The sequence below is a fragment of the Azospirillum canadense genome, from assembly GCF_025961225.1.
Classification (GTDB): domain Bacteria; phylum Pseudomonadota; class Alphaproteobacteria; order Azospirillales; family Azospirillaceae; genus Azospirillum; species Azospirillum canadense.
Window position 1 is genome coordinate 1,837,358 of the sequence record NZ_JAOQNG010000010.1, and the last position, 14,397, is coordinate 1,851,754.

Here is a 14,397-nt window from a genome sequence, read left to right on the forward strand (position 1 = left end):
TCAGCCATTCAGGAACGCGCTCGCGTAGGCGTAGAGGCCGGGCGCGCCGCCCGTCGCAAGGAACAGCACATGGTCGCCCGGCCGGTAGTGGCCCGACCGGACATCGGCCAGCAATCCGGCGAACGCCTTGCCGCTGTACACGGGGTCGAGCAACACCCCCTCCCGCCCCGCCATGAGGCGGACAGCCTCCACCATCGCGTCCGTCACCACCCCATAGCCCTCCCCGCGCTGGCCGCCGGACACGTCGATGTCCGACGCGTCCAGGCGTGCGCCAACGCCCAGGAGGTCGAGCGTGGCGTTGCCCTTGTCGATGGTGGCCTGCCGCGCGGCCTCCGCCGGTGCGAGCACGGTGTGCGCCCGGACCAGGGCGGGATTTTCGCCGAGCGCCTTCAAGCCGGCCGCCAATCCGGCGTGGGTCCCCGAACTGCCGTTGGGAAGGACGATGCCCGCGAACGTTTCGCCGAGCGCGCGGGACTGCTCCTGCACCTCCAGCGCACAGGCCGCGTATCCAAAGCAGCCGACCGGCGTGGAGCCCCCCAACGTCGCCACATAGGGCACCCGCCCGGCCCGGCGCAGCGTCTCCGCCCGGTCCTGCGCGAAGGCGGCGGCGTCGATCCCCGGGGCGAGGGTGTGCATGCGCGCGCCGAACAGGCTGTCGAGCAGGACGTTGCCGTTCCGCTCATACTCGTCGCCGGCCCGTGGGACGAGCGGCGCGAGGACGAGTTCGCAATCCATGCCCTGCGTGGCCGCCGTCGCCGCCGCGAGGCGCGCGAAGTTGGACTGCACGCCGCCCACGGCGATGATCGTGTCGGCCCCCTGGGCACGGGCGTCGCCGACCAGGAATTCCAGCTTCCGAAGCTTGTTGCCGCCGCCGCCAAGCGCCGTCAGGTCGTCGCGCTTGATGGACAGCCGGACGCCCGCGAGGGCTGGCCCGAGCGCCTGTTCAAGCCGGTGCAGGCGCTGGATCGGCGTCGGTCCGTCCAGCAGGGGAACCCGGGGAAACCGGTTCAGGGCGTCTGAAAGCTGCATCACCAAACCCTCTGCGCGATGGGGGCCGACACTGTGCCAGCCCTTCGTTGCACACAGCAAGGGACTCGCCGGCGTGCTTTGGCCGGAGCGCTTTGGCCAGAGCACTTTGGTATGCCCTCGGTGCGGGACCGTGGGCATCACAGCGGCAGGGGACTGTCGTTCTTGACCTCCTCCATCACGGCGTAGGTGCGCGTCTCCCGCACGCCGGGCAGGGACAGCAGGATGTCGCCCAGGAAGCGCCGGTAGGAGGCCATGTCGGCCACGCGGGTCTTCACCAGATAGTCAAACCCGCCGGCGACCATGTGGCATTCCAGCACCTCCGGCATGTCGCGCACCGCCTGGGCGAACTTGTCGAAGACGTCCGGCGTCGTCTTGTCGAGCAGCACCTCGACAAAGACCAGCAGCCCGAAGCCCAGGCGGTGCGGGTCCAGCCGCGCGCCGAAACCGGTGATGTAGCCATCTTTTTGCAACCGCCGCAGGCGTTCACCCGTCGTGGTTGGCGACAGGCCGACGCGTTCGGCAAGCTCCACCGTCGATACGCGGCCATCGACCTGCAGGATCGCGAGGATCCGCCGGTCGAATTTATCAAGCTCCGTCATTCCGACGCCTCAATACATTGTTGTCCGCGGTTATAACGGAAAATCGGCGAAAGTCGTTATGGAAGCACGGAAACTTTGCCGTTAGCCTTCTGTTGTGACGTTCGGGGGTCACCGGCGCCTGTTCCGGCGGCCGTTCCCCCGGCTTGATGCGGGCTTGCCGAACAGGGCGAACGACCTCCATGACCAGCATGACGACCCCCTCGCAGACCACGACCTCGGCCACGAGCGCGGAGGCCGGCACCCCAATCGCCGGTTCGCCGCCCTTCGCGCTCTTCGCGCCGCCGATCCGCCCGGCCAGCGACCTGCGCGCCGCGATCACGGCGGCCTACCGCCGGCCGGAGGGCGAGTGCCTGCCGTTCCTGCTCGACCAGGCGACGCCTCCCCCCGCGGTCGCCGAAGCGGCCCGGAAGACGGCCCGCAAGCTGATCACCGCGCTGCGCGCCAAGCCGCCCGGCCGCGGCGTGGAGGGGCTGATCCACGAATACAGCCTGTCGAGCCAGGAAGGGCTGGCGCTGATGTGCCTGGCGGAGGCGCTGCTGCGCATCCCCGACGCCGGCACGCGCGACGCCCTGATCCGCGACAAGCTGGCGGGCGGCGACTGGCAGGCGCATCTGGGCAACAGCCCGTCGCTGTTCGTCAACGCCGCCACCTGGGGCCTGCTGATCACCGGCCGGCTGACCGCCTCGGTCGACGAGCCGGCGCTGTCCTCCGCGCTGACCCGCATGCTCGCCAGGGGTGGCGAACCGCTGATCCGGCGCGGCGTCGATTTCGCCATGCGCATGATGGGGGAGCAGTTCGTCACCGGCCAGACGATCCAGGAGGCGCTGGCCAACAGCCGCAAGATGGAATCGGAAGGCTTCCGCTACTCCTACGACATGCTGGGCGAGGCGGCGATGACCGCCGCGGACGCCGACCGCTACTACGCCGACTACGAACGCGCCATCCACGCCATCGGCAACGCCTCGGCCGGGCGCGGCGTGTACGAGGGGCCGGGCATCTCCATCAAGCTGTCGGCGATCCACCCCCGATATTCGCGCGCGCAGGCCGACCGTGTGATGGCCGAGCTGCTGCCGCGGGTGAAGGCGCTGGCATTGCTGGCGAAGGGCTACGACATCGGCCTGAACATCGACGCGGAGGAGGCCGACCGGCTGGAACTCTCGCTCGACCTGATGGAATCGCTGTGCTTCGACGCCGATCTGGCGGGGTGGAACGGCATCGGTTTCGTCGTGCAAGCCTACGGCAAGCGCTGCCCGTACGTCATCGATTTCCTGATCGACCTGGCGCGGCGCAGCGGCCACCGGCTGATGGTCCGGCTGGTCAAGGGCGCCTATTGGGACGCCGAGATCAAGCGCGCCCAGCTGGACGGTCTGGACGACTTCCCAGTCTACACCCGCAAGGTCTACACCGACGTGTCCTACGTCGCCTGCGCGCGCAAGCTGCTGGGCGCCCCGGACGCGGTGTTCCCGCAGTTCGCCACCCACAACGCCCAGACGCTTGCCACTATCTATGAGTTGGCCGGACCGGATTTCCAGGTCGGCAAGTACGAGTTCCAGTGCCTGCACGGCATGGGTGAGCCGCTCTACTCGGAGGTGGTCGGCCCGCTGAAGCGGCCCTGCCGCATCTACGCGCCGGTCGGCACGCACGAGACTCTGCTGGCCTATCTGGTCCGCCGCCTGCTGGAGAACGGGGCCAACAGCTCCTTCGTCAACCGCATCGCCGACAAGGCCGTGCCGGTCGAGGAGCTGATCGCCGACCCGGTGGAGGTGGCGCGCGCCATCCAGCCGCTGGGCGCGCCGCACGCGCTGATCGCCAACCCGCGCGACCTCTACGCGCCGGAGCGGGCGAACTCCGCCGGCCTCGACCTGTCCAACGAGCAGGAACTGGAGCGGCTGGGCAACGCCCTGACCGCCAGCGCCGCCGTCGCCTGGACCGCCGCCCCCCTGCTGGCCGACGGCGAGCGCGCCGGAGAGGCCAAGGCGGTGCTGAACCCGGCCGACCGCCGCGACGTTGTCGGCTCCGTCATCGAGGCGACGCCGGAGGTGGTCGAGGTCGCCTTCCGCCACGCCGAAGCCGCAGCCGCGGCTTGGGCCGCCACGCCCCCGGCGGAGCGCGCCGCCTGCCTGTTCCGCGCCGCCGACGCGTTGCAGGCGCGCATGCCGACCCTGCTTGGCCTGATCGTGCGGGAGGCCGGCAAGTCCCTGCCCAACGCCATCGCGGAGGTGCGGGAGGCCATCGACTTCCTGCGCTACTACGGCGCGCAGGTCCGTGACCGCTTCGACAACGCCACCCACCGCCCGGTCGGGCCGGTGGTCTGCATCAGCCCGTGGAACTTCCCGCTGGCCATTTTCGCGGGGCAGGTCGCCGCGGCGCTGGCCGCCGGCAACCCGGTGCTCGCCAAGCCGGCGGAGGAAACCCCCCTGATCGCGGCGGAGGCGGTGCGCCTGCTGCACGCCGCTGGCGTGCCAGCCGGCGCGCTCCAGCTTCTGCCCGGCGCGGGGGAGGTGGGCGCGGCCCTGGTCGGGAACGCCGGGACGCGGGCGGTGATGTTCACCGGCTCCACCGAGGTGGCGCGGCTGATCCAGAAGCAGTTGGCCGGGCGCCTGTCCCCGCAGGGTGCGCCCATTCCGCTGATCGCGGAGACGGGCGGGCAAAACGCCATGATCGTCGACAGCTCCGCGCTCGCCGAGCAGGTGGTTGGCGACGTGCTCGCGTCGGCCTTCGACAGCGCCGGCCAGCGCTGCTCCGCCCTGCGCGTGCTGTGTTTGCAGGAGGATGTGGCCAACCGCATGCTCGCCATGCTGAAGGGCGCCATGAAGGAGCTGCGCGTCGGCAACCCCGACCGTCTGGCGACCGACGTCGGCCCGGTGATCACCGAGGAAGCCAAGGCCGGCATTGAGCGCCACATCGCGGCGATGCGCGCCAAGGGCCGCCGGGTCGAGGCGCTGCCCTTGCCGGCGGAAACCGCGCACGGCACTTTCGTCCCGCCGACGCTGATCGAGATCGGCGGCATCGCGGAGCTGGAGCGCGAGGTCTTCGGCCCGGTGCTGCACGTCGTCCGCTTCCGCCGCGACGACCTGGACCGTCTGGTGGACGCCATCAACGCCACCGGTTACGGCCTGACCTTCGGCCTGCACACGCGCATCGACGCGACGATCGAGCGTGTGACGGAGCGCATCGCGGTCGGCAACGTCTACGTCAACCGCAACACCATCGGCGCGGTGGTCGGCGTGCAGCCCTTCGGCGGCCATGGCCTGTCGGGCACCGGCCCCAAGGCCGGTGGCCCGCTCTACCTGACCCGCCTGCTCAGCCGCCGCCCGAAGGCGGTGCTGGAGACGCGCGGCGCCGACGCCGAATTGGCCCCGGCCCAGGCCTACAGCGACTGGCTGCGCAAGCAGGGCCGGACGGCGGAGGCCAAGCGCTGCTCCGAATACCGGAACCGCAGCGCGCTTGGCACCAACGTGGAACTGGTCGGCCCGGTCGGCGAGCGGAACCTCTACGAACTGCACCCGCGTGGCCGTGTCCTGCTGCTGCCGCAGACGGAAACAGGCCTTCTGCTCCAACTGGGCGCCGTCTTCGCCACGGGGAACGACGCGGTGGTGGACGTCCCGGCCGCCCTGGCTGGAATCCTGCGCGGCCTGCCCGCCGCTTTGGCTCGCCGCGTGACCGTAACCGGCGACTGGACCGCCGCCGGGCCGCTCGCCGCCGCGCTGGTGGAAGGCGATGGGGAACGGGTCGTGACGGCCAACCGCCGGCTGGCGGAGCTGCCCGGCCCGATCGTGCTGGCCCAGTCCGCCACCAGCGAGGGTCTGCGCGGCGGTGCCGAGGACTATGTCCTCGACTGGCTGCTGGACGAGCGCTCGGTCAGCGTCAACACCGCCGCGGCCGGCGGCAACGCCAGCCTCGTCGCGATGAGCTGAGGGGCGGGTATGAGGGAAGGGATGGTCGACATCATCCCTCCCTTCCCGTTAAATCGCCCCTCCCGCATCGTCCGTTCCAGGAGACTCACCGCGATGGCCACGGCCGCCCTGTCCATGCTGAGCGCCGAGCAAACCGCCGACTGCCTGCCCTTCGGCCCGCTGTGCGACGCCGTCGCCCAGGCAGCCCGCGACTACGCCGCCGGGCGGATCACCAGCCCGGAACGGCAGGTGCTGCCGTTGCCGAACAACGGCGTTCTGCTGTCCATGCCGGCCACCGCGTCGGACATCGGCATCCACAAGCTGGTCAACGTCTGCCCGGGCAACGGCGCGCTGGGACTGCCGACCATCCACGGCGTGGTCGCCGTCTACGACGCGGCGACGGGCGCGCCGCGCGCGATCCTCGACGGCCCGACGGTCACCGGGCGGCGCACCGCGGCGGTGTCGATGCTGGCGATCCGGACTCTGGCCCGCAGCGCGCCGCGCCATGTCGCGCTGATCGGTGCCGGTAAGCAGGCCTCCGACCATGCCAAGGCGCTGGCCGCCCTTCATCCCGGCATCCGGGTGGACGTGCACACCCGCGCGCTGGACCGGGCGGAGGCCTTCGTGCGCGATCATGCCGGGCTGGAGCTGGATCTGCGCCCGGCGTCCGGCCCGGTCGATCCGGCGGCCGAGGTCGTCATCACGCTGACCACCAGCCTGACGCCCGTCTATGACGAGACCCCGCGCCCGGACCGGCTGCTGGTCGGCGTCGGTGCCTTCAAGCCGGAGATGGCGGAATACGGCCCGACCGCCGTGCATGGAAGCGAAGTGTTCCTGGACGACCCCGCCGGCGGGCGGCATGAGGCCGGCGACCTGATCCAGGCCGGCTTCGACTGGGCCAAGGGGCGTTCGCTGATCGATGCGTTGGAGGGGCGTGTGGACCCCGATGCGCCGCGTTTGTTCAAGAGCGTGGGGTGTGCGGCTTGGGATCTGGCCGCGGGGCGCTGCGCGCTGGCGCATTTGGGGTGAAGGGGGGTGGGGGCTCAGTGCAACCACTCCCCTCAGTCCCCCAACCACACCTCAGGCCACCACCGCCGCCTTCAGCCGCGTCAGGAACCGTTCCGCCCTCGCCAGCTGGTCGAGCGACACGAACTCGTCCGGTTTGTGGGCCTGGTCGATGTCGCCGGGGCCGCAGACGACCGCCGGGATGCCGGCCATGCTGGTGTAGAGCGCGCCTTCCGTCCCGAAGGCGACCTTGCCGTGGTCGTTGCGCTCCACGAGGTGCTTGACCAGCGCCACGTCGTCCAGATCCGGCGGCGTGTCGAGCGCCGGGGCCTCCGACAGGGGCGCCCAGGAGAAGCCGGTGCCGGGCTGGACCGCCCGCATCTCCGGCTCCAGCGTCTTGTGGGCGAAGTCCTGCACCTCGGCCAGCATGGGCGCGACGGGGTGGGTGGCGATGTGGCGGAACTCGAACTCGAAGGCGCAGTCGGTGGGGACGATGTTGCGCGCCGTGCCGCCCTGGATCACCCCGGTGTGCACGGTGGTGTGCGGCACGTCGTAGTCGGGGTCGAACGGCCCCTCCAGCGCGAAGCGGCGGCCCATGCGGCGCAGGTAGGCGACGACCTCCGACGCGTACTCCACGGCGTTCACGCCGCGCGGCGCCAGGGAGGAATGGCAGGCGTGCCCATGGACGTGGCAGCGCATCGACAGCTTGCCCTTGTGCCCGACCACCACCTGCATGCTGGTCGGCTCGCCCACGATGCAGAAGCGCGGCTTGACCGCCATGCCGGCCAGCCGCTCCAGCAGGCCACGCACGCCGATGCAGCCCAGCTCCTCGTCGTAGGAGAAAGCGTAGTGGATCGGGGTCTTCAGTTCGGCGGCCAGGAAGTCCGGCGCCATGGCGAGTGCGGTGGCGACGAAGCCCTTCATGTCGGCGGTGCCGCGCCCGTACAGCTTGCCGTCGCGCTCCGTCAGGGTGAAGGGGTCGCTCGACCAGTCCTGGTCGTCCACCGGCACCACGTCGGTGTGGCCGGACAGGCAGATGCCGCCGCGGTCGGTCGGGCCGATGGTGGCGTAGAGGTTGGCCTTGGTCCGCGTGTCGTCGAAGACCAGCGTGCTCTCCACCCCCAGCGCCGCGAGGTGGTCGCGGATGTAGTGGATGAGGTCGAGGTTGGAGTTGCGGCTGGTCGTGTCGAACGCGATGAGGTCGCGGAGCAATGCCAGCGTGCGTGGGGAACAGTCGCTCATGATCCTCTGACTATACCTCAAAATGCGTCGTTCAAGTGGCAGGCCGACCAGCGCCCGGGCGCCACCTCGCGCAAGTCCGGCCGCTCCTGCGAGCAGCGTGGCATAGCGTGGGGGCAGCGCGGGTGGAAGGGACAACCGGCCGGCGGGTTCAGGGGGGACGGGATCTCGCCGCGGATCGGGGCGAAGCGGCGCTTCTCCAGCGTCACGCGCGGCGCCTCGTCGAGCAGGGCCTTGGCGTAGGGGTGGTTGGGGGCCGCGAACAGCTCCGGCGTCGGGGCCAGCTCCACGATGCGGCCGAGATACATGATCGCCGTGCGGTCGGAGATGTGCTGGACGACGCCCAGGTCGTGGCTGATGAACAGGTAGGTGAGGCGCAGTTCCTCGCGCAGGCGCATGAACAGGTTGATGATCTGCGCCTGGATCGAGACGTCGAGCGCCGCCACGGACTCGTCGCACACCAGGAAGTCCGGCTTCACCGCCAGCGCGCGGGCGATGCCGATGCGCTGGCGCTGCCCGCCGGAGAACTGGTGCGGGTAGCGGCGCATATAGCCGGGGTCGAGCCCGACCGTGCGCATCATCTCCGCGACCGCCTCGGCTGCATTCCGGCGCGGAACCAGCCTGTGCACGACCGGCGCCTCCCCGATGATGTCGGCGACGCGCAGGCGGGGGTTGAGGGAGGCCATGGGATCCTGGAAGACCATTTGGATCTTCAGGTTCGCCTCGTGCCGTCCGGCGGGCGGGAGGTCGCGCAGGTCCGTGCCGCGCCAGTGGATCGCGCCGTCGCTCGGCGTCAGCAGGCCGGCGACCATGCGGCCGAGCGTGCTCTTGCCGCAGCCGGATTCGCCAACCAACCCGACCACCTCGCCCTCCGCGACGGTGAGGTCAACCCCGCTGACCGCGTGCAGCACGCTGTCGTCCACCGCGGCGCCGAGACGGCGGGCGAACCGTTCGACCACGTCCAGCTTCCGTTCGAACCGCTTGGACAGGCCGGAGACCGCGAGGATGGGCTGGGTCATGCCGCAGCCCCCTGCGCGTCCGCGTCGTGGGGGTGCCAGCAGCGCCACGCGTGGGCGTCCGGCGCAAGGTCCGGCATCACAGAGCAGGCGGCGTCGGCGCGCCCGCAGCGCGGCTGGAAGGCGCAACCCTGGGGCAGATCGAGTGCAGACGGCGCCATGCCGGGGATGGAGCGCAGCGGCACGCCGCGCCGGTTGCGGCTGGGCACGGAATCCAGCAGGCCGCGGGTGTAGGGATGGCGCGGCGCCTGGATCACGTCGGCGATCGGCCCGGTCTCCACGATGCGGCCGGCGTACATCACCGCCACCCGGTCGGCCAGCGCCGACACCACGGCGAGGTCGTGGGTGACCCACAGCAGCGCCGTGCCGGTCTCCCGGCACAGGGTCTGCACCTCGAACAGGATCTGCGCCTGGATCGTGACGTCCAGCGCGGTGGTCGGCTCGTCGGCCAGGATCAGGTCCGGCGAATGCAGCAGGGCGATGGCGATGGCCACGCGCTGGCGCATGCCGCCGGAGAACTGGTGCGGGTAGGCGGCCAGCCGTTCGTCGGGTGACGCGATGCCGACGCGGCCCAGCGCGTCGCGTGACCGCCGTCGCGCCTCGGCCCGCCCGACCTTGTCGTGGGCCAGCACCGCCTCGACCATCTGGGTCTCGACGCTGAGCACCGGGTTCAGCGTCATCATCGGGTCCTGGAAGATCATGGCGATGCGCCGGCCGCGGATGGCGCGCAGCCGCTTCTCCCCGGCGGTGACCAGATCCTCCCCATCGAACAGCACGCGCCCGCCGACGATCCGGCCGGGCAGATCGACGAGGCCGAGGATCGACTGGCCGGTGACCGACTTGCCCGACCCGGATTCGCCGACGAGGCCCAGGATCTCGCCGCGCCTGAGGTCGAAGCTGACGCCGTTCACCGCCTTCACAGTGCCGGCGCGGGTGGCGAAATGGGTTTGCAGGTTTTCGACGCGCAGCAAGGGCTGGGTCATGCGCTTCCTCCCCTCCCTCAATGGCTCAGGCGCGGGTTCAGGACGTCGCGCAGCCGGTCACCGACCAGATTGATCGCGACGATGACGACCAGCAGGGCGACGCCGGGGAACAGGCTGACCCAATAGTTTCCGGACAGCATGAAGCCGTAGCCGGACGCGATCAGCATGCCGAGCGACGGCTCCGTCACCGGCACGCCGACGCCGAGGAAGCTCAGCGTCGCCTCCAGCGCGATGGCGTGGGCCACCTGCACGGTCGCCACCACGATCAGCGGCGGCAGGCAGTTGGGCAGCAGGTGGCGCAGCATGATGCGGGAATGCGGCAATGCCAGGCAGCGCGCGGCCTCCACATACTCCTTGCGCCGCTCCACCAGGGCGGAGCCGCGCACCGTGCGGGCGTAATAGGCCCACTGCACGGCGGCCAGCGCGACGATCACCTTGTCCACCCCCTTGCCCAGCAGGGCCAGCAGGATCAGTGCGATCAGGATCGCCGGGAAGGACAGCTGGATGTCGACCAGCCGCATGATGGCGCCGTCCACCGCACCCCCGGCGTAGGCCGCGAGCATTCCGACCGCCACTCCGACCGCCAGCGCGATCAGCGTCGCCAGGATGCCCACCTCCAGGCTGGTGCGCAGGCCGAAGACGATGGCCGACCACAGGTCGCGCCCCTGGTCGTCGGTGCCCAGCCAATAGGTCCAGCCCGCCCCGCCAGCCGTGCCCGGCGGCTGCAGGCTGTCCATGATGTCCAGCTGGGCGAGGTCGTAGGGATCCTGCGGCGCCACGAGCTGGGCGAAGACGGCGGCCAGCATCACCAGCACCAGCACGGCAAGCCCAACCACCGCAACGCGGGAGCGCGCGAAGTCGCGCGCCAGCCGCCGGAGGGGGGATTCCTCCCGCGCGGCGCTCATGCCCGGCCCCCGCCCAGCCGGATGCGCGGGTCGAGCATCGAGTAGATCAGGTCGACCACGAGGTTGATCACCACGAACAGCAGCACCGTCAGCAGCAGGTAGGCGACCACCACCGGCCGGTCGAGCTGGAGGATGCTTTCGATCAGCAGCTTGCCCATGCCGGGCCACGCGAAGACCGACTCCGTCACCACCGAGAAGGCGATGACGCTGCCGAGTTCGAGGCCGAGCACGGTGACGACCGGGATCATGATGTTCTTCAGGATGTGCACGCCGACCACGCGGGCGGGCGACAGCCCCTTGGCGCGGGCGAACTTCACGTAGTCCTGCAAGGCGACCTCCCGCGTGCCGGCGCGCGCCAGCCGGATGACCAGCGACAGCTTGAAGGTGGCGAGGTTGATCGCCGGCAGGATCAGGTGGGCCAGTCCGTCGCGGGTCAGGAAGCTCCATTGGATGCCGAACAGGCTCGCCGTCTGGCCGCGCCCGCCCGCCGGCAGCCAGCCGAGCTGCACGGCGAAGGCCATGATCAGCATCATGCCGACCCAGAAGGTGGGCAGCGAGAAGCCGAGGATCGAGCCGGTCATGATGACCCGCCCCGCCACGCTGTCCGGCTTCAGCCCGGCCCACAGGCCAAGCGGGATGCCCAGCAGAACCGCCAGCAGCATGGCGGCCAACGCCAGCTCCAGCGTCGCCGGGAAGCGTTGCAGGACGAGGCCGAGCGCCGGCACCCCATGCACGAAGGAGGTGCCCAGGTCGCCGCCCACCGCGCTCTCCACGAAGCGGGCGAACTGCACGTGCATGGGCTGGTCGAGGCCGAGGCGCGCGATGGCCGCCGCGCGCTCCACCTCGTCCGCCTCGGGGCTGATCAGCACGTCGATGGGGTTGCCGATGGCGAAGATGCCGGTGAAGACCAGCACCGCCATGGCCGCGATGACGACCGCGCTCTGCGTCAGCCGCCGGAGGATGAACACGATCATGGACGGGGATCCCGCGCAGCCCTATGGCTGCGCCGGGACGACCTTGGCGGCCAGCGTGTACTGGTCGGCGCGGGGCTCATAACTCAGGCCCTTCTTCATGGCCCAGACGGTCACCTCGTAATGCAGCGGCACAATGATGGTGGCGTCCATGGCGCGCTTCACCGCCGCCTGAAGCAGCTTCTCGCGCTGGGCGTCGTCCACGGTGGCGAGTGCCGTGTCCAGCATCCCGTCGAATTCCGGGTCGGACCAGCTGGTGTAGTTGGTGGTGCCGTAGCCCTTGTCCTTGATCGGCGTGGCGACCAGGGCCTTCAGCGGGGACGACATCTCGCCCGAATCCGCCTGCCAGCCGGCCAGGAAAACGCTGTATTCCTGCTTGTTGCGCTTGGAGAAGAAGACGTTCGCGGTGGTCGCGTCGACCTTCGTCTGCACGCCGATGCGGGTGAACATCTGCGCGACGGCCTGGGCGACCTTGTCGTCGTTGATGTAGCGGTCGTTGGGCGTGCCGAGCGTCAGCTGGAAGCCCTTGGGGTAGCCGGCCTCCTCCAGCAGCTTCTTGGCCTTGGCGGCGTCGGTGTGGACCTTGACGTCGGGGTTGTTGCCGAAGAAGCCGGCGGGCAGGAACTGGTTCGCCGGCTCCGCCACGCCCTGCATCACGCGCTTGACGATGGCGTCGCGGTCCACCGCCAGCGACAGCGCCTCGCGCACGCGGGCGTCCTTCAGCGGGTTCTTGCCGTCGGTGCCGGTGATGGTCGGCGGCGTGTCCTGCACGCCTAGCGCCAGATAGATGACGCGGGCCGACTGCGCCTGGGCCAGCGTGACGGAGGGCGTGCCCTTCAGCCGCTCCATGTCCTGGACCGGCGGCGTTTCGATCATGTCCACGTCGCCGGCCAGAAGGGCGGCGACGCGCGGCCCATCGCTGGTGATCGGGCGGAAGACGACCGTATCCCAAGCGGGCTTCGGTCCCCAGTAATCGGGGTTGCGCTCCAGCACCTGCCGGCCGCCTTTGACGTATTCCTTGTGCTTGAACGGCCCAGTGCCGATCATCAGCGTGCCGTCGTTGAAGGCCTGCGAGGTCGGCCAGCTGTCGGCCTTGCAGCCCGCCTTGTCGAAGGTGACCTGCTCGCCGCCCGCCGCCTTGGCGGAGATGATGCCGAAGGTCGCCAGCTCCGCTGGCAGCAGCGGGTAGGGCTTGCCGGTCTTGATGACCAGCGTGTGCGGGTCCGGCACCTCGATGGCGGCGATGCCCTTGGTGTAGACCGTGAAGGAGGACGGGCTGTTGGCGACGTTCGGGATGCGGCAGACCGTGTAGACGAAGTCCTGCGCGGTGAAGGGGCTGCCGTCGTGGAACTTCACATCCTTGCGCAGCTTGAACTCCCAGGTGGTGTCGTCCACTGCCCGCCAGCTTTCGGCCAGTTCGGGCTGGAGCCGCATCTTGGCGTCAAATCCCACCAGCGACTCGAACACATGTTTGCGGGCGCGCGTGTTGGGGCCGAGGTTGTGGTAGTGCGGGTCGAGCGAGCTGGGCTCAGCCGAGGTTCCGATCGTGAGTGTGGCGGCCGGTGCCGACCCGGCGCCGGCGAGGATCGCCGCGGCCGTCGCAAGTCCAAGGAGCCGAAAGACCATAGTGTCCCATGTCCCCCATGCAGTGTCTGTCTGGCATGTGACGAAAAACCCCCGCCATCGTGTCCGGGTCTTGTCCGAAACTGATTGGGTTGCCCGTGACTTCGGTCCCTGACTTCGATGGTGCTTTATCGCCGTGCGCTAAAGGCTTGGCGTGTTTTCAACGATCAGAAACCGATTCCGGCGGCCTGTCAACATACGGCCGTAGCCGCACTTCTGTGGCGCGCTCCGCCCATTGGGGGCAGGGGATAGCCCTCCCAGGATCTGGTCCGGGTGTCCAAAGTGGCGGACACTGTCCGCATAAGAATGCTGAACGTTCCAGGGGGGAGCGTCATGAACACCCAGGACGAGGAAAAAGCCCGGGAATCCCTGCGGTTCATCGAACGGGACATCACGCGGATCGATGAACGGATCGCGCTGGAGGAGGACCGGGCTAGGAGAGCGCAATCCGCGGTGCAGCAACTCACCCTGGTGCGCGACGCCCTCCTGAAGGAGGCTCAGGTCATTCTCGACCGGCTGGATGGCCGGACATCGCCGTAGCGGGCGGGACCAAGTCGCGGCGCAGGCAGACGGCGCTGCCCGGACACAGGCCGGCGAACTGCGCGCTTGACGCGATGTCCGCGGGGGCGGACTTGCGGTCGGTGCGCCGGAAGCCCAGGCCTTCGAAGAAGCCGGCGGCACCGATCGTCAGCAGCCAGAGCCGCGCCACGCCCAGGCGCCGGGCCTCCTCGCTCACCGCGGCGGCGACGGCGCGTCCGGCACCGCCGCCGCGCCGCTCGGCCGGAACCACGACGGAGCGCAGCAGGCCGTCCGCGCCATAGGCCTCCAGCCCGCCGTACCCGAGCAGCCCGTCCCGGTCCGCCACACGCCAGAAGCGCCGCCCCGCTGCCGTGAGGTCGCCGGTGGGAAGTCCATTCGCGGCGAGGAGTTCGGCCAGCGACGGCAGGTCTTCCGCAATCAGGGGTGTTACGGTCGGCGCCGGCAGGAGGGGCTTCTGTTCCATGACGGTGTCCTTGCGGCGACGGCGTTGACGTTTCCAGAATTGTCGAAATGTTAGCGGTGTGCGGAGCCGTCGGCAAGAACCGGGCGACCGGCGAATTGTCGCTGATCCAAAAACGAAAACAGGCCGCG

Annotated in this window: 12 protein-coding genes; 3 read left to right on the forward strand and 9 right to left on the reverse strand. The window is 70.0% G+C overall.

The window, feature by feature from the left end:
* Positions 1–1,029, reverse strand: coding sequence for a D-cysteine desulfhydrase family protein (locus M2351_RS44175; RefSeq protein WP_264662278.1), 1,029 nt, complete (start codon positions 1,027–1,029; stop codon positions 1–3).
* Between the two features lie 137 nt (positions 1,030–1,166).
* Positions 1,167–1,628: an Lrp/AsnC ligand binding domain-containing protein gene (locus M2351_RS44180; RefSeq protein WP_209770032.1), complete on the reverse strand. Its 462-nt coding sequence runs from the start codon at positions 1,626–1,628 to the stop codon at positions 1,167–1,169.
* Positions 1,629–1,807: 179 nt separating this feature from the next.
* Between M2351_RS44180 and putA the strand changes: the two genes are divergently transcribed.
* On the forward strand, positions 1,808–5,545 hold the full coding sequence (gene putA, locus M2351_RS44185; RefSeq protein WP_264662279.1) for a trifunctional transcriptional regulator/proline dehydrogenase/L-glutamate gamma-semialdehyde dehydrogenase: 3,738 nt from the start codon (positions 1,808–1,810) through the stop codon (positions 5,543–5,545).
* Between the two features lie 93 nt (positions 5,546–5,638).
* On the forward strand, positions 5,639–6,553 hold the full coding sequence (gene lhpI / locus M2351_RS44190) for a bifunctional Delta(1)-pyrroline-2-carboxylate/Delta(1)-piperideine-2-carboxylate reductase (protein ID WP_264662280.1): 915 nt from the start codon (positions 5,639–5,641) through the stop codon (positions 6,551–6,553).
* 51 nt (positions 6,554–6,604) lie between these two features.
* Here lhpI and argE read toward each other — a convergent pair whose 3' ends face one another.
* Genes argE through M2351_RS44220 form a run of 6 tightly spaced genes read right to left on the reverse strand, consistent with a single transcriptional unit; the run spans position 6,605 to position 13,269 of the window.
* Positions 6,605–7,771 (reverse strand): acetylornithine deacetylase, encoded by a 1,167-nt coding sequence (gene argE, locus M2351_RS44195; protein WP_264662281.1) that lies wholly within the window; start codon positions 7,769–7,771, stop codon positions 6,605–6,607.
* Between the two features lie 17 nt (positions 7,772–7,788).
* Positions 7,789–8,787: an ABC transporter ATP-binding protein gene (locus tag M2351_RS44200; protein WP_264662282.1), complete on the reverse strand. Its 999-nt coding sequence runs from the start codon at positions 8,785–8,787 to the stop codon at positions 7,789–7,791.
* Positions 8,784–9,767, reverse strand: coding sequence for an ABC transporter ATP-binding protein (locus M2351_RS44205; RefSeq protein WP_264662283.1), 984 nt, complete (start codon positions 9,765–9,767; stop codon positions 8,784–8,786). Before M2351_RS44205 ends, M2351_RS44200 begins: the two co-directional genes overlap by 4 nt.
* Positions 9,768–9,784: 17 nt before the next feature.
* Positions 9,785–10,672 carry an ABC transporter permease gene (locus M2351_RS44210; protein WP_264662284.1) on the reverse strand — a complete coding sequence of 296 codons (888 nt, stop codon included), beginning with the start codon at positions 10,670–10,672 and terminating at the stop codon, positions 9,785–9,787.
* The gene (locus M2351_RS44215) at positions 10,669–11,646 is read right to left on the reverse strand and encodes an ABC transporter permease (protein WP_264662285.1); all 978 of its coding nucleotides are present in this window, start codon (positions 11,644–11,646) and stop codon (positions 10,669–10,671) included. The genes M2351_RS44210 and M2351_RS44215 overlap by 4 nt, the downstream gene beginning before the upstream one ends.
* A gap of 21 nt (positions 11,647–11,667) precedes the next feature.
* Entirely contained in the window at positions 11,668–13,269 is a 1,602-nt protein-coding gene (locus M2351_RS44220; RefSeq protein ID WP_264662286.1) for an ABC transporter substrate-binding protein, read from the reverse strand.
* Between the two features lie 330 nt (positions 13,270–13,599).
* Here M2351_RS44220 and M2351_RS44225 point away from each other — a divergent pair, with 330 nt between their 5' ends.
* Positions 13,600–13,806 carry a hypothetical protein gene (locus tag M2351_RS44225; protein ID WP_264662287.1) on the forward strand — a complete coding sequence of 69 codons (207 nt, stop codon included), beginning with the start codon at positions 13,600–13,602 and terminating at the stop codon, positions 13,804–13,806.
* On the opposite strand, the gene arsN2 is transcribed toward M2351_RS44225, so the two are convergent.
* Positions 13,769–14,269, reverse strand: coding sequence for an arsenic resistance N-acetyltransferase ArsN2 (gene arsN2 / locus M2351_RS44230; protein WP_264662288.1), 501 nt, complete (start codon positions 14,267–14,269; stop codon positions 13,769–13,771). The two genes, M2351_RS44225 and arsN2, sit on opposite strands and share 38 nt — an antisense overlap.
* Positions 14,270–14,397: the final 128 nt, after the last annotated feature.